The 24,445-nt window shown below is 33.0% G+C and carries 24 protein-coding genes and 1 riboswitch; of the genes, 21 read left to right on the top strand and 3 right to left on the bottom strand.

From position 1 onward, the window contains the following. Positions 1–115 precede the first annotated feature (115 nt). The 4 genes from leuS to ACWOA3_RS05805 all read left to right on the top strand — a co-directional run bounded on the left by leuS (position 116) and on the right by ACWOA3_RS05805 (position 4,223). On the top strand, positions 116–2,545 hold the full coding sequence (leuS, locus tag ACWOA3_RS05820; RefSeq protein WP_456884625.1) for a leucine--tRNA ligase: 2,430 nt from the start codon (positions 116–118) through the stop codon (positions 2,543–2,545). Positions 2,546–2,555: 10 nt separating this feature from the next. Beyond that, positions 2,556–2,783, top strand: coding sequence for a KH domain-containing protein (locus ACWOA3_RS05815; RefSeq protein ID WP_003147770.1), 228 nt, complete (start codon positions 2,556–2,558; stop codon positions 2,781–2,783). A 178-nt stretch (positions 2,784–2,961) separates the two neighbouring features. Continuing rightward, positions 2,962–3,663, top strand: a complete 702-nt coding sequence (pgeF, locus tag ACWOA3_RS05810) for a peptidoglycan editing factor PgeF (RefSeq protein ID WP_456884624.1) — start codon at positions 2,962–2,964, stop codon at positions 3,661–3,663. A 26-nt stretch (positions 3,664–3,689) separates the two neighbouring features. Next, the gene (locus ACWOA3_RS05805; protein ID WP_456884622.1) at positions 3,690–4,223 is read left to right on the top strand and encodes a hypothetical protein; all 534 of its coding nucleotides are present in this window, start codon (positions 3,690–3,692) and stop codon (positions 4,221–4,223) included. A gap of 95 nt (positions 4,224–4,318) precedes the next feature. Here the strand turns inward: ACWOA3_RS05805 and ACWOA3_RS05800 are convergent, their stop codons facing one another. Beyond that, the gene (locus ACWOA3_RS05800) at positions 4,319–4,840 is read right to left on the bottom strand and encodes a hypothetical protein (RefSeq protein ID WP_456884620.1); all 522 of its coding nucleotides are present in this window, start codon (positions 4,838–4,840) and stop codon (positions 4,319–4,321) included. A 695-nt stretch (positions 4,841–5,535) separates the two neighbouring features. Here ACWOA3_RS05800 and ACWOA3_RS05795 point away from each other — a divergent pair. The 3 genes from ACWOA3_RS05795 to ACWOA3_RS05785 all read left to right on the top strand — a co-directional run bounded on the left by ACWOA3_RS05795 (position 5,536) and on the right by ACWOA3_RS05785 (position 8,417). Then, positions 5,536–6,903, top strand: a complete 1,368-nt coding sequence (locus ACWOA3_RS05795) for a S1C family serine protease (RefSeq protein ID WP_456884618.1) — start codon at positions 5,536–5,538, stop codon at positions 6,901–6,903. 261 nt (positions 6,904–7,164) lie between these two features. Continuing rightward, positions 7,165–8,040 (top strand): UTP--glucose-1-phosphate uridylyltransferase GalU, encoded by an 876-nt coding sequence (gene galU, locus ACWOA3_RS05790; RefSeq protein ID WP_442566748.1) that lies wholly within the window; start codon positions 7,165–7,167, stop codon positions 8,038–8,040. A 245-nt stretch (positions 8,041–8,285) separates the two neighbouring features. After that, positions 8,286–8,417 carry a hypothetical protein gene (locus ACWOA3_RS05785; RefSeq protein ID WP_456884616.1) on the top strand — a complete coding sequence of 44 codons (132 nt, stop codon included), beginning with the start codon at positions 8,286–8,288 and terminating at the stop codon, positions 8,415–8,417. A gap of 203 nt (positions 8,418–8,620) precedes the next feature. Here the strand turns inward: ACWOA3_RS05785 and ACWOA3_RS05780 are convergent, their stop codons facing one another. Then, complete coding sequence (locus ACWOA3_RS05780; protein ID WP_456884614.1) at positions 8,621–10,027, bottom strand: rhodanese-like domain-containing protein; 1,407 nt, start codon at positions 10,025–10,027, stop codon at positions 8,621–8,623. 393 nt (positions 10,028–10,420) lie between these two features. On the opposite strand from ACWOA3_RS05780, the gene prdC reads away from it, so the two are divergent. From prdC to ACWOA3_RS05740, 8 genes are all read left to right on the top strand, one after another. Then, on the top strand, positions 10,421–11,740 hold the full coding sequence (prdC, locus tag ACWOA3_RS05775; RefSeq protein WP_442566783.1) for a proline reductase-associated electron transfer protein PrdC: 1,320 nt from the start codon (positions 10,421–10,423) through the stop codon (positions 11,738–11,740). A 20-nt stretch (positions 11,741–11,760) separates the two neighbouring features. Then, positions 11,761–13,692, top strand: a complete 1,932-nt coding sequence (gene prdA / locus ACWOA3_RS05770) for a D-proline reductase (dithiol) proprotein PrdA (protein WP_003147782.1) — start codon at positions 11,761–11,763, stop codon at positions 13,690–13,692. Positions 13,693–13,718: 26 nt separating this feature from the next. Continuing rightward, on the top strand, positions 13,719–14,006 hold the full coding sequence (locus ACWOA3_RS05765) for a CBO2463/CBO2479 domain-containing protein (protein WP_003147783.1): 288 nt from the start codon (positions 13,719–13,721) through the stop codon (positions 14,004–14,006). A gap of 18 nt (positions 14,007–14,024) precedes the next feature. Then, entirely contained in the window at positions 14,025–14,750 is a 726-nt protein-coding gene (gene prdB, locus ACWOA3_RS05760; RefSeq protein ID WP_081459798.1) for a D-proline reductase (dithiol) protein PrdB, read from the top strand. Between the two features lie 117 nt (positions 14,751–14,867). Then, positions 14,868–15,605, top strand: a complete 738-nt coding sequence (prdD, locus tag ACWOA3_RS05755) for a proline reductase cluster protein PrdD (protein ID WP_003147786.1) — start codon at positions 14,868–14,870, stop codon at positions 15,603–15,605. 14 nt (positions 15,606–15,619) lie between these two features. After that, the gene (locus ACWOA3_RS05750) at positions 15,620–16,093 is read left to right on the top strand and encodes a glycine/sarcosine/betaine reductase component B subunit (RefSeq protein ID WP_456884611.1); all 474 of its coding nucleotides are present in this window, start codon (positions 15,620–15,622) and stop codon (positions 16,091–16,093) included. A gap of 30 nt (positions 16,094–16,123) precedes the next feature. Beyond that, entirely contained in the window at positions 16,124–17,143 is a 1,020-nt protein-coding gene (locus tag ACWOA3_RS05745) for a proline racemase family protein (RefSeq protein ID WP_316452257.1), read from the top strand. Between the two features lie 13 nt (positions 17,144–17,156). Next, positions 17,157–18,038 (top strand): sulfite exporter TauE/SafE family protein, encoded by an 882-nt coding sequence (locus tag ACWOA3_RS05740; protein ID WP_003147789.1) that lies wholly within the window; start codon positions 17,157–17,159, stop codon positions 18,036–18,038. A gap of 60 nt (positions 18,039–18,098) precedes the next feature. Here ACWOA3_RS05740 and rarD read toward each other — a convergent pair whose 3' ends face one another. Next, a complete protein-coding gene (rarD, locus tag ACWOA3_RS05735) occupies positions 18,099–19,016 on the bottom strand; it encodes an EamA family transporter RarD (protein ID WP_456884608.1) in 918 nt (305 codons plus the stop codon). 394 nt (positions 19,017–19,410) lie between these two features. After that, a riboswitch (glycine riboswitch) is annotated at positions 19,411–19,507 on the top strand. 70 nt (positions 19,508–19,577) lie between these two features. On the opposite strand from rarD, the gene ACWOA3_RS05730 reads away from it, so the two are divergent. Genes ACWOA3_RS05730 through grdB form a run of 6 tightly spaced genes read left to right on the top strand, consistent with a single transcriptional unit; the run spans position 19,578 to position 24,432 of the window. Continuing rightward, positions 19,578–19,946, top strand: coding sequence for a GrdX family protein (locus ACWOA3_RS05730; RefSeq protein ID WP_456884606.1), 369 nt, complete (start codon positions 19,578–19,580; stop codon positions 19,944–19,946). Between the two features lie 24 nt (positions 19,947–19,970). Then, the gene (trxB, locus tag ACWOA3_RS05725) at positions 19,971–20,915 is read left to right on the top strand and encodes a thioredoxin-disulfide reductase (protein ID WP_456884604.1); all 945 of its coding nucleotides are present in this window, start codon (positions 19,971–19,973) and stop codon (positions 20,913–20,915) included. A gap of 36 nt (positions 20,916–20,951) precedes the next feature. Next, on the top strand, positions 20,952–21,269 hold the full coding sequence (gene trxA, locus ACWOA3_RS05720; RefSeq protein ID WP_003147793.1) for a thioredoxin TrxA: 318 nt from the start codon (positions 20,952–20,954) through the stop codon (positions 21,267–21,269). Between the two features lie 26 nt (positions 21,270–21,295). Continuing rightward, positions 21,296–22,582, top strand: a complete 1,287-nt coding sequence (locus tag ACWOA3_RS05715; RefSeq protein WP_003147794.1) for a glycine/sarcosine/betaine reductase component B subunit — start codon at positions 21,296–21,298, stop codon at positions 22,580–22,582. Between the two features lie 44 nt (positions 22,583–22,626). After that, positions 22,627–23,088, top strand: coding sequence for a glycine/sarcosine/betaine reductase complex selenoprotein A (gene grdA, locus ACWOA3_RS05710; RefSeq protein ID WP_081459799.1), 462 nt, complete (start codon positions 22,627–22,629; stop codon positions 23,086–23,088). A 36-nt stretch (positions 23,089–23,124) separates the two neighbouring features. Then, the gene (gene grdB, locus ACWOA3_RS05705) at positions 23,125–24,432 is read left to right on the top strand and encodes a glycine reductase complex selenoprotein B (protein WP_456884601.1); all 1,308 of its coding nucleotides are present in this window, start codon (positions 23,125–23,127) and stop codon (positions 24,430–24,432) included. Positions 24,433–24,445 lie beyond the last annotated feature (13 nt).

Here is a 24,445-nt window from a genome sequence, read left to right as displayed (position 1 = left end):
TGTATTAAATAATACCAATAATTTCATATTAAATTCTTTCAGTTGTTGCTAAAAGTCTTTAAAATTGGTATACTATAACTTAGAGAACTTGAAAGCGAAGGAGTGTGCTTAAATTATGGTATATAACCACCGAGTTATAGAAAAAAAATGGCAAAAATATTGGGATGAAAATAAAACATTCAAAACATTAGATGATCATACAAAAGAGAAATTTTATGCATTAGATATGTTCCCTTATCCATCAGGAGCTGGACTTCACGTAGGTCACCCAGAAGGATATACGGCTACTGATATCTTAAGTAGATATAAAAGAGCTAATGGATACAATGTACTTCATCCAATGGGATGGGATGCATTCGGATTACCAGCTGAGCAATATGCATTAGATACTGGTAATGACCCAAGAGACTTTACAAAAACAAATATCGACACGTTCCGTCGCCAAATAAAAGAATTAGGATTTTCTTATGATTGGGATCGTGAAGTAAATACAACAGATCCTAAGTACTACAAATGGACACAATGGATTTTCAAAAAACTTTATGAAAAAGGACTTGCTTATGTTGATGAAGTACCTGTAAACTGGTGTCCAGCATTAGGAACAGTTCTTTCTAATGAAGAGGTTATTGATGGTAAATCTGAGCGTGGAGGACACCCTGTAGAGCGTCGTCCTATGCGTCAATGGGTACTGAAAATTACGGATTACGCTGAAAAACTTCTTGCTGATTTAGATATTCTTGATTGGCCAGAAAGTCTTAAAGCTATGCAACGTAACTGGATTGGTAAATCTGTAGGTGCTGAGATTGATTTCAAAATTGAAGGAACTGATAAAGTATTCACAGTATTTACTACACGTGCTGACACTGTATTTGGTGTATCTTACTGTGTACTTGCACCTGAACACAAACTTGTTGAAGAAATCGTTACAGAAGGACAAAGAGCTGCTGTTGAGGAGTACCTTGATATCGTTAAACGTAAGTCTGACCTTGAAAGAACAGACCTTAACAAAGATAAAACAGGAGTATTCACAGGAGCTTATGCGATTAACCCTGTAAATGGTGAAAAAGTAGAACTTTGGATTGCGGACTACGTTCTAGCAAGCTACGGAACTGGAGCTGTTATGGCTGTTCCTGCGCATGATGAGCGTGATTATGAGTTTGCGACTAAGTTCAACCTACCGATCAAAGCTGTTATCGAAGATAATGGAGAAGTTGTTGTACCATTCTACGGTGATGGTAAACACATCAACTCTGATTTTATCAATGGATTAAATAACGAAGAAGCTATCGCAAAAGTTATTGAATTCTTAGAAGGAAATAAAGTTGGACGTAGTAAAGTTACTTACAAACTACGTGACTGGTTATTCTCAAGACAACGTTACTGGGGAGAACCAATTCCAATCATCCACTGGGAAGATGGTACTATGACTACAGTACCTGATAGTGAACTTCCACTATTACTTCCAGAAACTGACAACATTAAACCATCAGGAACTGGGGAATCTCCACTTGCGAATATCGAAGAGTGGTTAAATGTAGTAGACCCTGAGACTGGTAAAAAAGGTAAACGTGAAACTAACACAATGCCTCAATGGGCTGGTTCTTGTTGGTACTACTTACGTTACATCGACCCACACAATGATGAAATGTTTGCTGATCCAGAGAAATTAAAATACTGGCTACCTGTAGATGTTTATATCGGTGGAGCAGAACACGCAGTACTTCACTTACTATACGCTCGTTTCTGGCACAAAGTACTTTACGATCTAGGTTTAGTGCCAAGTCGTGAGCCATTCCAAAAACTATTTAACCAAGGTATGATTCTTGCTGAAGGTAAAGATGGTCGTCCAGAAAAAATGTCTAAATCTAAAGGTAATGTAGTTAACCCTGATGATATTATCGTATCTCACGGTGCTGATACATTACGTGTGTATGAAATGTTCATGGGGCCATTAGATGCTTCAATCGCATGGAGTGAAAATGGTCTAGATGGATCTCGTCGTTTCCTAGATAGAGTATACCGTCTATTCGTAGATGAAGAAACTGGTAAAGTAAATGACAAAGTTCAAGATAAAGATAATGCAGAATTAGAAGTAAGCTATAATTACACTGTTAAGAAAGTATCTGAAGATATCGAAATTCTAGGATTTAATACAGCTATTTCTCAACTTATGGTATTTGTAAATGACTGTTACAAAGCTGAATATATTCCTCGTAAATATGCGTTAGGATTTATCCAACTTCTTGCTCCATTTGCACCTCACCTTGCTGAAGAAATGTGGGAAGTTTATGGTAACACTGAATCAATCTCATACGTACCATGGCCAACATTTGATGAAAGTAAACTTGTAAGTGATACTGTAGAAATCGTAGTTCAACTTATGGGTAAAGTTAAGGCAAAATTAGACGTTAAGAAAGATTTAACACCAGCTGAATTAGAGCAAATCGTTCTAGCTAATGAAGAAGTAAAAGAATTAATCGAAGGAAAACAAGTTATGAAAGTAATCGTTGTTCCTGGAAGATTAGTTAATATCGTAGCTAAATAAGGAGAGACACATGGAAGAATTAATTTATAGTATTGTTAGTGAAATCGTTGAGCATAAAGATGAAATCAAAATCGAAAAATTTGTTAAAAATGCACGCGAACACTACATTTTAACAGTTCACCCAGAAGATTGTGGGCGTATAATAGGGAAAAAAGGTACAGTGATTAACGCAATTCGTACTGTATTAAATTCAACAACATTTAGTAAAAAAGTTTACTTAGATTTAGTAGAAGAATAAGATAAATGTTAAGTAGGAGTCTGAAAGATAGATATCTTTCAGATTCCTATTTTTTAGTTGAATTTTGAATTAAGGACATGGAGAAGGTACAGATAATAACCGTTTTATAGAGTAGAGAAATGGGACATAGACTTATATTTTGTGTATAATAATATTAGCGTTAATTTAGGAGGTTATTATGATAGAGATAGTTGATGGATATTTAATTAATGATGACAATATAAAAATAGCATTTACCAATAGAAAGGTTGATGCGAAAAATAGTGAGGATATGAAAAGATTCTCTGATGAATATGGTTTTAATCATAAAAATATAGTCTTTAACACACAAGTTCACGGTGCGAATGTGCGTATTGTCGAATCGGATTCTGATATTAATGAAAATGGGAAGGAAGCTGATGGGTTAATTACTAATTTGGTTGCGACACCGTTATTGATTTTTACTGCTGATTGTGTACCTGTCGTTTTCTATGATAAAAAGCAAAGTGTTGCTGCTTTAGCTCATGCAGGATGGCGAGGAACATATGGTAATATTGTCGGGGAAATGGTGAATATTATGACAGGTAAATATAATTGTAAAGTAGAAGATATTAAGACTATTATAGGACCGTCGGTTAGTGTTGATAACTATGAAGTTTCTTATGATCTTATAGAAAAATTTGCTGCTTTAGAAGTGCCGAATTATTATAAAGAAAATGATGGTAAATATTATTTAAATTTATGGCAATTGAATAAAGAATTGTTGAAAAAATGTGGTATACTAGAAGATAACATCAAAATTGTTGATTTCTGTACGGTTAGAGATAATGATAAATTCTTCTCATATAGATTAGATAATGCTACTCCAAAACGTATTGGAACGATAATTCAAATAGATTAAATTCATATAGAATAGAGGAAATAATATTGGAAAAAGATATTAAATTAGTTGAACAAGTAGCTACATTTAAGAGATTGCCGAAGAGTGATAGTAGATGGCGTGTAGCATTTTATTATATAGCGAAAGAATTTTGGGATTTAGAAGAGGTTTTCGTAATAATAGATAAAGCTCTTTATGAAGAACAAGGATTAAAAATTCCAGTTTTTAGAGAGTATAAAGAAGCGGAAGGATTCCAAATTTTTTCTAGTCATATAAAAGCGAAGGAATTTGTAGAGAAACAAGGTGATTTATTCGTTACTGCTAGTGGAGAAAAACTTATTGGTAGAATACGTCAAGGTGCGTTTAGAGAAGTGTTCGTTCCATTTTTTGCTGAGCAGAATTTTAATTATCTATTAAATGAGGATGAAGCGTTATTCGCTGATACATTCAAACGACTTCTTGCGGTTATGGAAGCTAGTGAGAATTATATTGTAGATGAAGAACAAGAAGTTATGTTAAAAGCAGGTGATGTTCAAAGTTTCTTTGCGGATATTTGTAAAAAATATATAGTATTAGTATAAAAAAAATCTTCAAACATATTTTGAACTGTATGTTTGAAGATTTTTGTTTTGTAATTAATGAATTTATTTCATGCAAAAATTTTATAACTCTAATTTTATTTTCTTCTAAAATAATTTAATGTGTAAGCTATAGCTATAAAGAAAATTATCACGTAAAGAGTGTAGCTTGTGTATTGTGTAATTTCTTTAATATTTACTAAGTAGCTTTGAACACTAAATGGGATAAAGATTGCAGATATTAGGGGTGTAAGATTTTCTTTCCAAAAAGCAATAATAAGTAAGAAAAATATTACTATTGTTAGAATAAAATATACAACTCTAGGTATAGTAATGTAGAAACTTTCTGGATTTGGAAATGGATTATAGTAGAAGAATATAATCGCTAATAATACCAAGACTAAGGTGATTCCATTTCGCTCATTTTCTGTAATAGTAAAAATATCTTTAATTAATAATATATAACCAGATAATACCCATAAAATTAAAACAACTAGTATAATTGCTAAGTTAGCAAGGTTTAACTGTTTATTGAGATCAAAGTTTATATTAAATGTGTATAGAAAAGTGAAAATTAGAGCAAGTATGCTAGCTAATGTAATATATCTTTTAGTTTTCATATATCTCTCTTTCCAAGCAACAAATGTTGCATCCTTTTTATTTTTTTCATATAATTTATATATAGAATTATAACATTAAGATAAATTATAAACAAGGAGATAAATAATGAAGAGTATAAAGTATAAAAAATTATATTGTTTATTTGCATTTTTAGAAATCATATTATTAGTGATGATTTCTGGTTGGTATTATTTTTCGGAAAGAAAGATGGGGATGATAAGGCATATACTGTTTAGAAATGTATATAAGTTTCCGAAGTATTTTACAGATACAAATGTAAAGTTGTTGATAGCAATTTTTGTAGCATTTTTAATAATTCAATTGCTACTGTTAATTCGCACGCGAAAATATTTATTTAGCTTTATTTTAAATACACTATTTATTGGTTTATCGATATATTTTATTTTAAATAATAATTCTGATAAAGTTTTTATCTATTATTATCTAGTTATGTTTTTTGGGCTATTTAATTTAATAAGATTTTTACAATTTTTAACATTAAATCATAGAGTAGAGAAATAGAATCGAGATAATTATAGGTGTAAAAAAATATTAAGTACATTTAAACTTTTCTTTAAACTTTGTTTAAGTTGATGTTGGTAAGATAAAACTATGAGAAACGTAAATTAAAGATTTTTTTATATAATAAGTTGTGAAACACAACGGAAAATAAAAATCAAAAAGGAGGATTTTTATGCAAAATAGAAATAACAACCAAAATAATAGAAATTTACAGGATTTTAATAATCAAGAAAATTATAACGAACAAAACAATTATCAAGGTTATCAAAATTATGATAATGTTGATAATTCTCAATATAATAATTTTGAAAATTTACAGGGTATGAACAATGAACAGGTAATTGTACAACAAAAAAATAATTATGGAAAATTATTCTTAACTGTTTTTGCGGCATTTGCTCTTGGAGCTACTAGTGTTTTTGGAGCGCAAGCTGTAATGGGAACTGGAAAAGCGTTGAATTCTTCAGTGACTGCTACGAAAGAAGATAAAGATAATCAACAAATTACGGTAAATGCGATTTCAAAAGCTAAAGATGCTGTAGTTTCAATCGTAAACTACCAAAGTAACTCTAACAATAATCTTGAGTCAATCTTAGGTGGAAATTCAAGGAAATCAGGAAGTGATTCTAGTAATTCTAGTGAACTAAAACCAGCTTCTAGTGGAAGTGGTGTTATTTATAAAAAATCAGGGAATACTGCTTATGTTGTGACTAACAATCACGTGGTAAACGGAGCTAAAAAATTATCGGTAATTTTAAGTGATGGAACTAATGTGAATGCAGAAGTTGTTGGAACTGATGTATGGACAGACTTAGCTGTACTAAAAATTAAAGGTGATAATGTGACAACTACAATGGATTTTGCTGATAGTGATAAAATTGCAGTAGGAGAAACAGCGTTTGCTATCGGATCTCCTCTTGATGTTAACTTATCTAATACTGTTACAAAAGGTATAGTATCTGCCGTAAATAGACAAATTCCTATGGATGTTGACGGTGATGGTAAAAATGACTGGAATCAAACTGTAATTCAGACTGATGCGGCTATTAACCCAGGTAACTCTGGTGGAGCGCTGATTAATAATGAAGGTAAACTTATTGGAATTAATGAATCGAAAATAGCAAAAGCAACGGAGAATGTAAGTGCTGAAGGAATTGGTTTTGGAATACCATCTAATGAGGTTAAAATAATAACTGAACAATTAGAACAAGCGGGTAAAGTAATTCGTCCAGCTCTAGGTGTTCAATTAGTATCTGTAAATACAGTTGATAGCGATACGTTGAAATCACAATTGAACTTCGAAGGTAAGCAAGGTGTCGTAGTTAGATTTGTTGAGAATGGTACACCAGCTGCACAAGCAGGGATAGAAAAATATGATATCATCACAAAATTAAATGGTGAAGATGTTAAGGATGTTGCTGCAGTCAGAAAATATCTATTTGAAAAAACAAAAATAGGTGATACTGTTAAAGTAACTTACTATAGAAATGGTAAAGAAAATACAACAAGTGTTGTAGTTCAAGCGTTAAATACAAGATAAAATAATTAGAACTTGGAATAGAATTCTCTGTTTCAAGTTCTATTAAATACTTGTTTGTAAAATGTTCGAAAGATAACGTTATTTTTATTATGGAAGTTTTAAAATAACATAATATCAGTGTTTTGAATTAGAGATATATAGGGATGCTGAAATAAAAAATGTTATGTATATAGTTTGAAAAGTGAAGAAAAATTTGCTAAAATAATGAAAATATGTTATTATTAGTTTGTAAAATTAAAAGAAAAGAATATAGGTGAATACATGAAAAAAGTAAGAAAAGCGATTATTCCAGCTGCGGGATACGGTACACGATTCCTACCTGCAACTAAAGCATTACCAAAAGAAATGCTACCTATTATCGATACTCCTACTATTCAATATATAGTGGAAGAAGCGGTAAAAGCTGGAATTGAAGATATAATTATTGTTACAGGAAAACAAAAAAGAGCTATCGAGGACCACTTTGATAGAAATGTTGAACTAGAAGTAGAATTAGAGAATAAAGGTAAGTTAGCGATGTTGGAAAAGGTGAAATACCCAACTCAACTTGCTAATATTCACTACGTACGTCAAAAAGAAATGGCTGGTCTAGGAGATGCGATCTTAACAGCACGTAGTTTCATTGGAGACGAACCATTTGCGGTATTACTAGGAGATGACGTAGTAATTAACGACGAGTATCCAGCAATTAAACAACTTATTGATAAAGCTGAGGAAACTGGATGTTCTGTAATCGGGGTTCAAACTGTTCCAGAAGATCAAACTCATAGATATGGTGTAATTGCTCCAAAATCGCAGGATGGTCACTTATACGAAGTTGAAACATTCGTAGAAAAACCAGCACCAGGAACTGCGCCATCTAACCAAGCCATCATGGGAAGATACGTTCTTAACCCGGGGATTTTCAAACACTTAGCTAAGAAGCAAGTAGGTGTTGGTGGAGAAGTTCAATTAACTGATGCTATTCAAATGTTAAATGAAGAAGAAAATGTTTATGCGTATGATTTCCAAGGTAAACGTTACGATGTAGGTGAAACTATTGGATTTGTTAAGACAACAATTGACTTTGCCCTTAAGAGTGATCTTAAAGATGAGTTAGTACCGTATCTAAAACAAAAATTAGCAGAATTAGAATAATAAACAAGAAATGATGCAGATTTAAACAAGATTTGCATCATTTTTATTATATTTTTGGAGGTAATATGATTATTGATTATTTAGGCATCTATGGTGTATGTTTAAAAGATAATAAAGTATTGTGTATAAAAAAAGCAAGGGGACCTTATAAGAATAGATATGATTAACCAGGAGGTAGTCAAAAAACTAGTGAGGGATTTACGGAAACTTTAGTTATAGAATTTCTAGAAGAAACAGGGTATAAAGTGAGCTCCTACGATAATTGTAGAGCTTATGATGTATTTGTAGAAGAGGAAGAACGTACAGTACATCATATGATGATCTTTTATGATGTAAAAATAGAAAGTGATCAGTTGGAAGTGATACAAACAGTTTAAGATGATGAAATAAATGATTCAAATGGAATTTGTTGGTTGGAGGTTGATAAAATAAATATCGATAATGCTTCACCTCTTCTTCTAAAATTAAAACAGGAAATACTGAATGATAGTAGTATATTAGAAAAAATAGAATATAAATCTTGGAAAATATTATAAAGAACTTATCCATATATATATTTATGGGTAAGTTCTTTTAGTTACTATTTATAATCGTTTTTAGCGTCTGGTTTTTGACCTTTGTCTTTATTAATATCTACTGGCAATGTACCATCTAATTGCCAATCGTTCCATCCACCATCATAGAAATAAGTGTTGGCACGTCCTGTAAGTTGAGTCATAAACCATGGAACTGCATTTCTCCATCCAGTACCGCAATATAATGCGATTTTATCGTTTTCTTGTATTCCTTGTCCTTTCCACAAGTTATAAATTTCCTGTGGATTTCTAAGAGTTCCATCTGGATCATAGTAATCATTTACATCAGCTTTTGATTCACCAGAGAATCCAAAAATTGCTCCTTTAGGTTCACCAGCTTTTTCAATGTAATCATAACCACTAGTTTTTCCTGTGTATTCATCCCAAGATCTGATACTTACTAATTTAAGTCCTTCATTTTTAACTTTTTCAGCTACTTCTTTTGCTCTAGAAATATCATATTCTGGGTGAGCAGGAATATTAACACCAAAGTCAGTAGCTTCTTTTGGGGTATTTACAGTAGTTTCTGTTTCAAAACCAGCTTCTTTCCATGCTTTAAGTCCACCGTTCATTACACGAACGTCTTTTACACCAGCCCATTTAAGAGCCCAGTTTACTCTGAATCCTGCCGATGCATCATCTGAATAGATAATAACAGTTTTATTACTTGTTATCCCTTGTTTTAACAAGTTTTTCTTAATTTCTTCTGCTGAACGTAGATTCCATACAGGTCCATCTTCTATCCAGTCTGTATTAAAGTGATATGCGCCTTTGATGTGTTCTTTATAATTCACAGCTTTATCGCCTTCACCCCATGAAACTTCGAAAATAGCATAATCGTTATTTGTGTATGTTTCTGGTTTTTTACCATCTTTTATGTCCTTAACCCATTGAGGTGAGACTAGATTTTGATATTCTGGATAAGATACTAGATTTGTTTTATTTGAATCGTTATCAGCAAATTGCTTATAGTCTTCAAATTTATATACATCATACCCTAAAGAAGCCAGTTTATCTGCGACTTTAGATGAGTTTTCTTTGTTAGTATCGTAGACGATTGTTTTTTTCTTTTTATCTAAACCTTTATCACTAACAAATTTATCCTCTTTGTCTTTATTGACTTTACCGACAAATGATGCACTATATTGAATAGAATTTTTTAAATGACCTCCATTTTTAATGCCGTCAACTTTAAAACCATTATAGGCTTCGTCGTTACGAGTGTCTATATATTGATACTCGTTATTATTGATGTTTTTTGTGAAATCTTCTAAAGAAATAGTTTTAATCTCTTTTTTCACATTTGAGCTTGTATGTTCATCTTTTGTAGAACAGCCTGCTACAATTAAACTTGAGCTTAATAAGAGAACTCCTATTTTTTTAAAGTTTTTCATATTTAATTTATGCGACAACCTGCCGCTTTCCTCCTTATGTTTTTACATATTTATTATAATATAAAATGTTTAAAAAGAGAACAGTTTTAAATATTTTTTATAATTAATAAAGAAAATTTCCGATTGCAAATGTATACATTCTTACTAAATATAAGATTATGTAAATTGATAACAACTTTCAATTATACATAAATTGAATAAATAAAAATTTCAAAAAAATTAGAATGAAAATCCTTTTTTACTAACATTTTGTACAGAAAACGTAATAATTATATAAAAAAATTTAAATATATATTGATTTTTTAATAATTTTAATCTTTACAAAAAGTTATCAACTGTTATACAATAATTGTAGTAGAAGTTAGGAACTACTGCTTGTAAACAAATTTTAAAGAAAGGAGGAAAAATGAAATGTTAGAGTTTAATGTTGAAAAAATCAATATCCCACTTAAACAACACGTTGGTGGCCCTTGTCAACCAATTGTAAATGTTGGTGATCATGTTAAACGTGGTCAACTAGTTGCAACCCCAAATGGGTTAGGGGCAAATATTCACACTAGTTTATCAGGTGTAGTAGAAGAAGTTAATGACATGGAAATTGTTGTTAAATTGGATAAAGAACAAACTGATGACTATGTTAGATTAGAGAAAACTGATGATAAACTTCAAAAAATTAAAGATGCTGGTATCGTTGGAGTTGGTGGAGCTGGATTCCCAACCGGAATTAAGTTATCTGCACAAATCCCTGGAGGGTATGTTATTGCTAATGCAGCAGAATGTGAACCAATCTTAGGTCACAACGTAAAATTCATGGAAGAACATCCAGAAGTTTTAGTTAGAGGTTTAAAATACATAGTTGAATTAACTGGTGCGAAAGAAGGATACATTGCTATTAAAACAAAATATCGTAAAGCACTACTAGCATTAGGTAAAGCATGTAAAGATGAGCCTAATATTAGTATTAAAATTTTGCCTAATATGTATCCTGCTGGTGACGAAAGAGTTATCGTAAGAGAAACACTTGGTGTAATCTTAAAACCAGGTCAATTGCCACTAGAAGCAAATGCAATTATTTCAAATGTAGAAACTATCAAACGTATAGTTGAAGCAATTGAAGAAGACAAACCACTTATTGATAAAGATATTACTGTTGGTGGTCGTGTTCAAAATCCTGGTATTTTCTTAGATGTACCAATTGGATTACCAATAAGCGTATTTATAGAAAAAGCTGGTGGTTATATTAATCCACACGGAGAAATAGTACGTGGTGGACCATTTACTGGACGCCCTGCATTAGAAACAGACCCAATCAACAAAACAACAGGTGGGTTACTTGTAGCAATGCCATATCCACAAGAAAAAGAAAAAGTAGGAATACTTATTTGTGAATGTGGAGCGCAAGAAGAACGCTTGAGACAAATAGCTGACGGAATGGGTGCAGAAGTAGTATCTGTTCAAATGTGTAAACGTATGAAACCTGATAAAAATGGACGATTACGTTGTGAATTACCTGGTATTTGTCCAGGACAAGCGGAAAAAGTATTGAAAATGAAAAAAGATGGTGCGAAAGCAGTTATCACTGGTACTTGTCAAGATTGAACTAACACCGTGACAGGTGTAGCTCCTAGGTTAGGAGTAAAAGTTTATCATAGTACCGATCATGTACTTCGTGCCACTGACCATCATTTATACAGAAGCTATAAAAGTTTAGAATTACATAATAATAAATAATTAGTTGGAGGTTAGAAGTAATGTCAATTACAGTAGAAACTGCAAAAGAGCACTTAAATGATAAAGCGGTATTTTGTTGCAGAGCTGAGGAAGGTATCGTAATTAGTCCAGAAAACTTAGAAGATCCAGGATTATTCGATGATCTAGTAGATTCAGGATTATTATCATTCCCAGATGATGCATTAACAATCGGACAAGTATTAGGAGCTAAATTATTAAAAACAACAGACGCTCTAATACCTATTACACCAGGTATCATTGATGCCGTACAAGGTGGAGAAGAAAAAGCAGAAGAAAAAGAAGAAGTAGTAGAGGCTCCAGTAGCTGAAGTTAGCGCACCAGTTGCGCCTGTTGCTCCGGTTACGCCGGTAGCTCAAGTACAAGCTCCAGCAGGAGTATTAAAACTACAAATCGGAAAAGGTGAAAACATTAACCTTGAAATTCCATTAGCAGCTATCGGTGGACAAGCAGCTCCAGTAGCACAAGCTCCAGTTCAAGCAGTGGAAGCTAAAGCTGTTGAAGCAGCAAAAGCAGAAGCAGTAGCAGCAAAAGTGGAAGAAAAACATGAAGGAGAACCTAAATTTATTCGTTCTCTACACACTAAACACTACAAAATTGATAAAGTAGAATTTGGTGAAAAAACAGAAATTAAAGGAACTACTTTAGTTTTAAGAACAGCAGAAGATTTATGTAAAGAAGCTGCTGAATCAGAAGCTTTAGTAGAAAGTGTTAAATTAGAAATTATCACTCCTGAACAATATGACACTTACAGTGAAACAATCATGGACGTTCAACCAATCGCTGTTAAAGAAGAAGGAGAAATCGGACACGGTGTTACTCGTGAACTTAAAGGTGTAGTAATGGTTCTTACAGGAACTGATGCTAACGGAGTTCAAATCGGGGAATTCGGTTCTTCTGAAGGTGAATTAGAACGTAACATTATGTGGGGTCGTCCAGGAGCTCCAGATAAAGGTGAAATCTTCATTAAAGGTCAAGTTACAATTAAAGCAGGAGCTAACATGGAACGTCCAGGACCATTAGCAGCTCACAAAGCATTCGACCACATTACAGAAGAAATTCGTAAAGCTCTTAAAGAATTAGATGATGAAAGCCTAGTAGTTGGAAACATCAATATTGAACAATATCGTCACCCAGGAAATAAAAAAGTATTAATCGTTAAAGAAATCATGGGACAAGGTGCTATGCACGATAACTTAATCTTACCAGTAGAACCAGTTGGAACACTTGGTGCTAAACCAAACGTTGACCTTGGTAACCTACCAGTAATGCTTGCACCAACAGAAATCTTAGATGGTGGTATCCACGCATTAACTTGTATCGGACCAGCTTCTAAAGAAACTTCTCGTCACTACTACCGTGAACCATTAGTACTTGAAGCAATGGCTGATGAAGAAATCGACTTAGTAGGGGTATTATTAGTTGGATCACCTCAAGCTAACTCAGAAAAATTCTATGTATCTAAACGTGTAGGTATGACTATCGAAGCAATGGACATCGATGGTGCTATCGTAACAACTGAAGGATTTGGTAACAACCACATCGACTTCGCTTCTCACATTGAAGAAATCGGTAAACGTGGAGTATCAGTAGTTGGTATGACTTACTCAGCAGTACAAGGTGCCCTTGTAGTAGGTAACGAATACATGAAAGCTATGGTTGATAACAACAAATCTAAACAAGGTATTGAAAATGAAATTCTTTCAAACAATACATTATGTAAAGAAGATGCTATCCGTGCTTTAGCAATGCTTAAAACACAAATGGGTGGCGGAACAATTAAAAAAGCTGAAAGAAAATGGAATCCTAACGTTAAATTAAATAACATAGAAGTTATTGAAAAAACTACAGGACAAAAAGTAGAATTACTTGATAACGAACAAGTATTACCAAAATCTAAAAAACGTCAAGAAATCTACGAAAAAGAAGATTAATTTTTAAAGAGGATAGGAAATAAGTTATGATTGAAAAATTAAAATATGCATCTACAGAAAGAGTGTTCGAAGGGATTATAGTTGATCATAACGACGCCAGCGTTACGATAGACATTAAAGGACGCTTAGGGCAATTTAAAATTCCTATGAGAATGTTAATTTCTGATTATCCAGTAAAAATTGGCCAAGAGGTAGCATTTTTACTAAGTTATCCAGAAGTTATAAACGAAGAACCTGACGAACATTATGTAAATGCAATATTAAACACAAAAAAATTACAAGAAGAAGTAAAAAACAGACTAAATGAAGAATAGTAGGAAGGAGAAATTAGAATGTCATTAACGATATTTGAAGGTCTACAATCAGAAATTTTTGTACCTATTACACCAAAACCAGTTTGGGCTCCAGTAACTAAAGAGTTAAAAGATATGAAAGTAGCATTAGCTACAGCAGCAGGAGTTCACTTAAAAACAGATAAAAGATTTAACTTAGCAGGGGATACTACATTCCGTGAAATCCCAGATACTGCTCACAGTACAGATCTTATGGTATCACACGGTGGATATGATAACGCTGATGCTAACAAAGACATCAACTGTATGTTCCCAATCGATAGATTACACGAACTTGCAAAAGAAGGATTCATCGGTAGTGTAGCAGAATTCCACTATGGTTTCATGGGTGGTGGTGGAGACCAAGAGGCTTTCACAAACTCTACAGGACCAGCGATTGCTAAAAAATTAAAAGAAGAAAATGTTGATGCAGTTATTTTAACTGCTGGTTGAGGTACTTGTCACAGAACTGCCGTGATCGTGCAGAGAGCAATTGAGGAAGCAGGTATTCCAACAATCTTAATAGCAGCACTACCTCCAGTAGTGCGTCAAAACGGTACTCCTAGAGCTGTTGCACCACTTGTACCAATGGGTGCTAACGCTGGGGAACCAGGAAACGTTGAGCAACAAACACAAATTCTAAAAGCAACATTAGAGCAACTAATTAAAATACCAAGTTCAGGTAAAATAGTTCCTCTTCCATTTGAGTATATTGCTCACGTGTAGGAGAAATATCAGAAGAGGGACGGGTGTCCCTCTTCTTTTTTGATGAAATATCTGTACTAGTAAACAACTTACATACTGTATTAATACAGAAAATAAAATAGTAAGGGATTGATAGTTATGTCAAAAGAGAGATTGCAAATAAAAGCATTTCATATGAAAAATGTTGTTTTAGGGAAAAAAGTGAAAATTGAAAACAATGAACTTATTATTCCAACAGAGATTGAATATGATAAAAATATTTTTGAAAGTGTAGAGGTGAAAATAATTAAACCTCGTGAACATGATTTTTATGTGAATACTATAATGGATATAGTTCCTATATCTACAAAGGTTTTAGGAAGACTTGGTGAAGGGATTACGCATACTTTAACAGGGGTATATATGTTGTTAACAGGTGCGAATACTAAAGGGGAACAAATGCATGAATTTGGTTCTTCAGAAGGTATTCTTAAAGAACAACTTGTGCTAAATAAAGCGGGATCACCAGCTGACAGTGATTATTTAATACATATTGATGTTATTATTAAATCAGACGTGGATTTCGATAGAGCTTTAGCATTTTCTATTTTTGAATTATCAGATGTATATTTACAAAATATACGAGAAGTGATGAAAGTTCTTAGCGGACGTGATGCTGATGAAGTTCACGAATTTTATAATCCAAAAAATCCTGGAAAACCTAAAGTAGCTTTAGTTAAGGAAGTTGCAGGACAAGGGATGATGTATGATAATCAGTTATTCCCAATAGAACCTAGTGGAATAGATAAAGGTATTTCTATTATAGATATGAACAATATGCCAGTGCTACTAACAGCTAACGAATATCGTGATGGTGCTATAAGAGCAATGGTATAGAAAGAGGTGTTATTATGGGTATTGGACCATCTACAAAAGAAACAAGCTTACACCACTTTAGAGATCCATTATTAGATGTACTAGTGGAAGATCCTGATATCGACTTTCAAGGGGTAATTGTAGTAGGAACGCCGCAGGATAATCGATTAAAACATTTAGTTGGATGGCGAGCTGCAACATGGTTAGAAGCAATGAGAACTGATGGAGCTATTATCTCAGCGGATGGTTGGGGAAATAGTGATGTTGACTATGCTAATACTATGTTTGAAATAGGAGAGCGTGGAATTTCTATCGTAGGACTAAAATTTATGGGTAAACATAAATTTGTAGTTGAAAATCAATACACGAAGTTCGTTTTAGATTTTAATAAATCTGAAGAAGGTGTAGAAACAGAAATAGTTTGTCAAAATAATATTGATTATACTGATGCTAGAAAGGCATTGGCATTATTAAAACTTAAAATGAGACAAGATGCAAATAACAAATAACAAAAGGCAATAATTAAGGAGTGAATTATTATGAAACTAAATAAAATGATTTCAGTTATCGATACACATACAGCAGGAGAAGCTGCTCGTTTAGTTACAGCAGGAATTCCAAAAATTCCTGGTAAAGATATGGTTGAGAAAAAACAATATTTCATCGAACATCTTGATGATGTAAGAAAATCAGTAATGTTTGAACCGCGTGGACACCAAGATATGTTTGGGGCATTCTTATTACCACCAACAAAAGAAGAAGCTGATTTTGGACTAGTATTCATGGATACTGGTGGTTACTTAAACATGTGTGGACACAACACTATCGCAGCTGTTACAGCAGCTGTAGAAACAGGTATGGTAGATGTTGAAGAAGGTGCTACTGAAAAAGAAGTTGTTGTAGAAACACCTGCTGGATTAATTTATGCAACTGCTAAATTAAAAGACAATGGAACTAAAGTAAAAGAAGTTTCATTTAGAAACGTTGAGTCATTCTTATACAAACGTGATGTAGAACTTGATGTAGAAGGAGTAGGACACGTTAAATTTGATATCTCATTTGGTGGAAGTTTCTTCTGTATTATTTCTGCAGACCAACTTGGTTTAGAAGTTAAACCAGAAAATGCTTCTAAACTAAAAGAAGCTGGATTAAAAATTCGTGATGCTATTAATGCGAATATTGAAATTCAACACCCAACATTAGCTCACATTAAAACTGTAGACTTAGTTGAAATTTATGATAAACCATCTCACCCAGAAGCTACATTCAAAAATGTTGTAGTATTTGGTGATGGAAATATTGACCGTTCACCTTGTGGAACTGGTACTTCAGCTAAATTAGCTACATTATATGCAAAAGGTGAATTAAAACCAGGTGAACCTTTTGTTTACGAAAGTATTTTAGGTACATTATTCAAAGGTAGAATTGTTGAAGAACGTAAATTAGCAGACTTCGATGCTATTATCCCAGAAATTACAGGTTCTGGTTATATCTTAGGATTCAGTAACTATGTTTATGATCCAGATGATTCACTTACATACGGATTCTTATTAGGATAGGAGAGAAAATTATATGAACTTAGTAACGATATTATTAACATTACTAGGGCTGTCAGCACTATATTTCGTAGTGATGTGGGCGTTAGATATTATTAAAAATAAAGGTGAAGTAGGCGAAGATTCTAATCCAATCGTTGGATTTGTAATTGGTTTCGTTACAGACTTCATGGATACATTAGGTATTGGTAGTTTTGCACCAACAACATTATTAGCAAAAGTAACAGGATTTATTAAAAATGACAGATTATTACCAGGGACGTTAAATATCGGTCACACTATTCCAGTATTAATCGAAGCATTCTTATTCATTCAATCTGTAAAAGTTGATGCTGTTACTTTATTATCAATGATTGTTTCAGCTGTTGTTGGAGCTTTAATTGGTGGACGTATAGTAACGAAATTACCAGAGAAAAAAATTCAAGTTGTAATGGGATTTGCATTACTTATTACTGCAGGATTAATGTTTGCTAGTAAAATGGGATGGTTAGCTCTTCTTGGTGCTAATAATACTGCATTACACTTAACAGGAATTGCTCTTGTAGTAGGTGTTGTAGGTAACTTTATCTTTGGAGCATTGATGATGGCAGGAGTTGGTCTTTATGCACCATGTTTAGCTATGGTTTCATTATTAGGAATGGATCCAAAAGCAGCATTCCCAATTATGATGGGATCTTGTGCAGCTCTTATGGCGATTGGTTCACCTAAGTTTATTAAAGAAGGATTATACCCAAGAAAAGGTACTATAGGATTAACTATAGGGGGAATTATTGGGGTAATCGTTGGATACCAATTTATTACTTCTCTATCATTAAATAGCTTGTTATGGCTAATTATTGTAGTAGTAGTAATTACAGGATTCGACATGTTACGAAAAGGGCTTAAAAAAGCAGCTTAATATAAAAGTAAAAAGCGAGGTTTGAGAAATCAAACTTCGCTTTTTGTGTTTTAGAAATTTTTACTTTTTGTGACTTTCACTAACTAAATTTTGTTTTTTCATTGATACAACTGCAGAATAACAGAAGACTGCAACTGCCACCCAAATTATTGAGAATGATATTAATTTTTGAACACTTAATTCTTCCCCGTAAACAAAAATTCCTATAAAAAATTGCATTGTAGGTGGTAAATATTGTAAAATTCCTAACATATATAGAGGGATATCCGTTGCTCCTTTAGCAAATAACATTAGAGGCACAGCTGTAATGACACCAGATAATAATAGATAAATTAGTGTGTCTGTTCCAAAAGTATGGAATGTTACAGAATTATTTGATGCTAGATAACCCATATAGATTATTGCTATTGGAGATACTATTGCAGTTTCAATTAGTAAGCTTGCTTTAGGGCTAAGTATAATTTTCTTTTTACATAAACTATAAAGTCCAAATGTCAATGCAAGCATGATTGATATCCAAGGTAGAGACCCTAATGAGATAAATAAGTATAATAGTGAACCACTAACAAAAAGACAGGCTATAGTCTGTGTACGAGTTAGTTTTTCTTTTAAAAATACTACAGCTAAGATAATTGTAACGATTGGATTTAAGTAATATCCAAAACTTGCTTCTAATACGTGGTTAGTATTTACTGCGATTATGTATGTTAGCCAGTTTCCAGTAATTAAAAACGAAGCTAGAACTAGTAGTAAAAAACTTTTTTTGTTATCCCAGATTTTTTTTATTTCTTCAAAAATAGTTTTCTTATTTTTAGCAATTCCTACTACTAAAATCATAAAAATAAATGAACATAGAATTCGCATTGCTAAAACTTCATATGCACCTATGCTTTTTAGCAGTTTAAAATATATGGGGAAGAGTCCCCAGGAAAAGTAACAAATAAGGATAGCTACTAAACTTTTTTGAGTATTATTCATAATAATCCTCCTTTTAAAATAGATTTATTTACTTTATAGTAAATTAAGTATAACGAAAATAACAACATTTTTCAATGGAAACTTTCAATTACTTGAAAAACATTCGAATTATTTTCATAATTATATTATTTGTTATGTATTTATATAAATCATATATATTGTATTTGCAATACTATGATTCATTAACATTATAAAAATGGTACATCAAAAAAATTAATATATTTTTTATATTTTAAAATACAAAAGCTTAAAAAAAGAGGTTTCTTAAAAATTAATTATATTTTATGTAAATCTTTATGCTAAGATATTTTAGAGAACCAACTATAACGCTTAAGAAAACGTTTTAATTTATTTGAGAAATAGTATAAAATAAAAATATAAGGAAATATACTGTAAGAGTAGTGTGGGAGAGGACGCAAGACACCGAAGGTACAAGTTAGTATTTGGCAAATATTAATGAAATTCTCAGGTAAAAAGACCATACTAGGACAGAACTCTGAAGCAAGACAACAGGGAGAAAGCTAACTTTCTTTCTGTTTTTTATTTTTTAGGAGGAGTAACATGAAACTAATAACTAACAATCCAAAATTTATTGAGGAGAACTTAAAAGATATAGAAATTGAGTATTTAGATGTGAGTTATATAGATATCTTAAGAAAGGTAAGAGACTATGTTCATGAAAACTGGGAGATAGTAACACATCCTCTTTATGGTAGTGTGAAACCAAATGAAACAATTTATAGGACGATTGTCATAAAAGAAAATAATTCTTTGGATATAACGTCGGTTAATTTAATCTCAGATGCGGTATTAACATTTAAAAAATTTAGAAATAATAGAGAAGTGCCTCAGTGGACTGATAGAGTAAAAGATGATTTTAGTATCATCGATCACGATTTAATAATAAATGCGATAAATAGAATTTTATAAATAATAAATAAAAGGAGAATAATTATGAGTAGACATTATGATGTAATTATTATAGGTTCAGGACCAGCTGGTTTATCTGCTGCTTTGTATGCTTCACGTGCGAAATTAAGTACCTTGGTTCTTGAAAAATCTAAAAATGGGGGACAAGCTGCGATTACGCACTTAATTGAAAACTACCCTGGAGCGGTGGAAGATCCAACAGGACCTCGTGTAACAGCGAGAATGGTTGAACAAGCTAAGAGTTTCGGAGCTGAAATAAAACAAGATGAAGTTCTTAATGTTGAACTTGAGGGAGATGAAAAAGTAGTTACTTGTGTGAGTGGTGATTATACTGCTAAAACAGTAATTATTGCTACAGGAGCGTCTCCAAGAAAATTAGATGCACCAGGAATAAAAGAGTTAGAAAGTAAAGGTATTTCTTACTGTGCAACTTGTGATGGTGACTTTTTCGAAGGGCTTGATGTTTATGTAGTTGGTGGAGCTAATAGTGCTGTAGAAGAAGCTTTATTCTTAACTAAATTTGCTCGTAAAGTAACAATTGTATACCGTAGAGAAAATGTTCGTTGTGAAAAAGTTACTGCAGAAAAAGCTAAAAACAATCCAAAAATTGAAATTTTAGGAAATACTGTAGTTACTGAAGCAATCGGAGATGGAATCTTAGAAGCTATTAGATTGAAAAATTTAGTAACTGGTGAAGAATATGTAATTGAAGCTGACGAAGAGGATGGAACAATGGGATTATTCTTCTTCATCGGATATATTCCTCAAACAAAACTATTTGAAGGAAAAGTAGAAATGACAGAAGATGGATACATTAAAGCAGGAGAAGATACTAAAACAAATGTAGATGGTGTATTCGTAGCTGGTGACTGTCGTGTTAAAGATATCCGTCAAGTAGTTACTGCGGTATCAGATGGAGCTGTAGCAGCGATTCGTGCTGAAAAATATATTGCTGAGAAATTTGAATAAAATTTAAAAATAAAATAACAAAAGGAGAAAAAGAAAATGTTAGAACTTAATAAAGAAAACTTTGAACAAGAAGTATTGGAAGCAGAAGGATATGTGTTTGTAGACTTCTGGAGCCAAGGTTGTGAACCGTGTAAAGCTCTTATGCCTGATGTACACAAATTGGCAGAAACATATGGAGATAAAATCAAATTTACATCTCTAGATACAACAAAAGCAAGAAGACTTGCTATTAAACAAAAAGTTTTAGGGTTACCAACATTAGCGATATATAAAGATGGTAGCAAAGTCGAAGAAGTAACTAAAGACGATGCAACTATTCCTAATATTGAAGCTATGATTAAAAAATATTATTAAAATTAACTCAAAGGGAGGTATTAGGTATGCGTCTTGAATTAGGAAAGATTCATATTAAAGATATACAATTTGCTGCAGAATCAAAAATTGAGGCAAATGTATTATATGTAAATAAAGAAGAGCTTGTAAAAGCTGTTTTTGAGGATGATGCAATTGAATCTGTTGATTTAGAAATTGCTCGTCCTGGTGAAAGTGTTCGTATTACTCCGGTTAAGGATGTAATTGAACCTCGTGTAAAAGTTGAAGGACGTGGTGGAATATTCCCTGGTATACTTTCAAAAGTAGATACTGTAGGAGAAGGACGCACTATCGCCCTTAAAGGTATGGCTGTTGTAACTACTGGTAAAATAGTAGGATTCCAAGAAGGTATCATCGATATGACAGGTGTTGGAGCTGAATATACTCCATTTTCAAAAACAAATAACCTAATCGTTATAGCTGAACCAAAAGAAGGAATTAAACAACATGAACATGAAAAAGCAGTTCGTTATATCGGATTTAAAGCTGCAAGATATATTGCAGAATTAGCTCGTACATTAGAACCCGAAGAAGTAGAAGTGTATGAAACAAAACCGCTATTAGAACAAATTGCTGAATATCCAGATCTTCCAAAAGTAGGATATGTATACATGCTTCAAACTCAAGGACTATTACATGATACTTATGTATACGGTGTTGATGCAAAACAAATAGTACCAACTATCCTATATCCAACAGAAGTCATGGATGGTGCTATTGTAAGTGGTAACTGTGTATCGGCATGTGATAAAAACCCAACTTATGTACACTTAAACAATGGAGTTATTGAAGACCTATATAAAAAACATGGTAAAGAAATTAACTTCTTAGGTGTAATAATTACTAATGAAAATGTTTATTTAATGGATAAAGAACGTTCGTCTAACTGGACAGCAAAACTTTGTCGTTACTTAAACTTAGATGCGGTAATCGTATCTCAAGAAGGATTTGGTAATCCAGATACTGACTTAATTATGAACTGTAAAAAAATTGAAGCGGAACAAGTTAAAACTGTTATCGTAACAGATGAATATGCAGGTCGTGACGGAGCTAGCCAAAGTTTAGCTGACGCTGATGTAGCGGCTAATGCTGTAGTTACAGGTGGAAATGCTAACCAAGTAGTAGTATTACCAAAACTAGATAAAATTATAGGACACATTGATGTAGTAAACGTAATTGCTGGTGGTAACCAAGATTCATTAAGAGAAGATGGAACTATCGAAGTAGAAATCCAAGCTATTACAGGTGCTACTAACGAAACTGGATTTGGTTACTTAAGTGCCAAAACTTTCTAATTAAAAAATAAATGTTATAGATTTGAACAAGGAGGAATAAGATAATGGTAAATCTTATTAATAAAAAAGTAGTTATCATTGGTGACCGTGATGGGATTCCAGGATTAGCTATAGAAGAATGTGTAAAACCAATTGAGGGATTAGAAGTAGTATTTTCATCTACTGAGTGTTTTGTCTGAACGGCTGCAGGGGCTATGGACTTAGAAAACCAAAAACGTATTAAAGAAGCTGCCGAAAAATTCGGTAACGAAAACGTTGTGGTTTTACTAGGTGCTGCAGAAGCCGAAGCTGCTGGTCTAGCAGCTGAAACTGTAACAGTGGGAGATCCAACATTCGCAGGACCACTTGCTGGAGTAGAACTTAATCTAGCTGTATATCACATTGTAGAAGAAGAAATTAAATCACAAATAGATGAAGCAATCTATGAAGATCAAGTAGGAATGATGGAAATGGTATTAGACGTAGATGAAATCGCAAGCGAAATGAAAGACGTTCGTGGAGAGTAGTTTATTGTCTGAATAACAATATAGGGGGAAATAAAAATGTCTAAAATAAGAGTAGTACATTATATAAACCAATTCTTCGCCGGAGTAGGTGGAGAAGAAAAAGCCCACATTGCACCAGAATTAAGAACTGAATTACCACCTATTAGTGTTCAGTTACAAGGCAAGTTGGGAGAAGAATTCGAAGTAGTAGCTACAGTAGTTTGTGGAGATAGCTACTTCAATGAAAATTTAGAAAAAGTTCAAGTAGAACTTATTGATATGATTAAAGGATATGATCCTCAACTATTTATCGCAGGGCCAGCTTTTAATGCGGGACGTTATGGAGTTGCAGCAGGAACTATTACTAAAGCTGTTCAAGACGAACTTCATATTCCAGCGGTAACAGCTATGTATGTAGAAAACCCTGGTACAGATATGTTTAGAAAAGAAGTTTATATTCTTGAAACATCTGATAGTGCTGCAGGAATGAGAAAAGCTTTACCAAAATTAGCTAAATTCGCAGCGAAATTAGCTAAAGGAGAAGAAATATTATCTCCAAAAGAAGAAGGATACCACGAAAGAGGAGTTCGTGTAAACTTCTTTAGTGAAAAACGTGGTTCTGAACGTGCTGTTGAAATGCTTGTTAAGAAAATTAAAGGTGAAGAATTTGAAACAGAATATCCAATGCCTAACTTCGATAGAGTAGAACCAAATCCAGCGGTTAAAGATTTAACTAAAGCTAAAATCGCCTTAGTAACTTCTGGAGGAATCGTGCCAAAAGGCAACCCAGATCACATTGAATCATCTTCAGCTTCTAAATATGGGGAATACTCATTAGAAGGATTTAACGATTTAACTGCCGAAACTCATGAAACAGCTCACGGTGGATATGACCCAGTGTATGCTAATGAAGATTCAGATAGAGTATTACCAGTTGATGTAATGAGAGATTTCGTCAAAGAAGGTAAAATTGGAAGTTTACATGAAAAATTCTATACAACTGTAGGTAATGGTACAGCCGTTGCTAGTGCAGTAGGATTTGCAAAAGAATATGCACAAAAATTAGTAGTTGATGGAGTAGATGCTGTAATTTTAACTTCTACTTGAGGTACTTGTACTCGTTGCGGTGCAACGATGGTAAAAGAAATAGAGAGAGCGGGTATACCTGTGGTTCACATGTGTACAGTAGTACCGATTTCTCTAACAGTAGGAGCGAACAGAATCGTACCTACTATAGCAATTCCTCACCCATTAGGAAATCCTAAATTAGATGCGGATGAAGAGAAAAAACTAAGAAGAGGTCTTGTAGAAAAAGCATTACATGCTTTAACTGTTGAAGTAGATAGTCAAACAGTATTCGAATAAAAAATAAAAGAAA

Source organism: Gemella taiwanensis (assembly GCF_054054385.1).
Note: the sequence above shows the minus strand (reverse complement) of the source record. Positions and strands in the feature narration are given on the sequence as shown.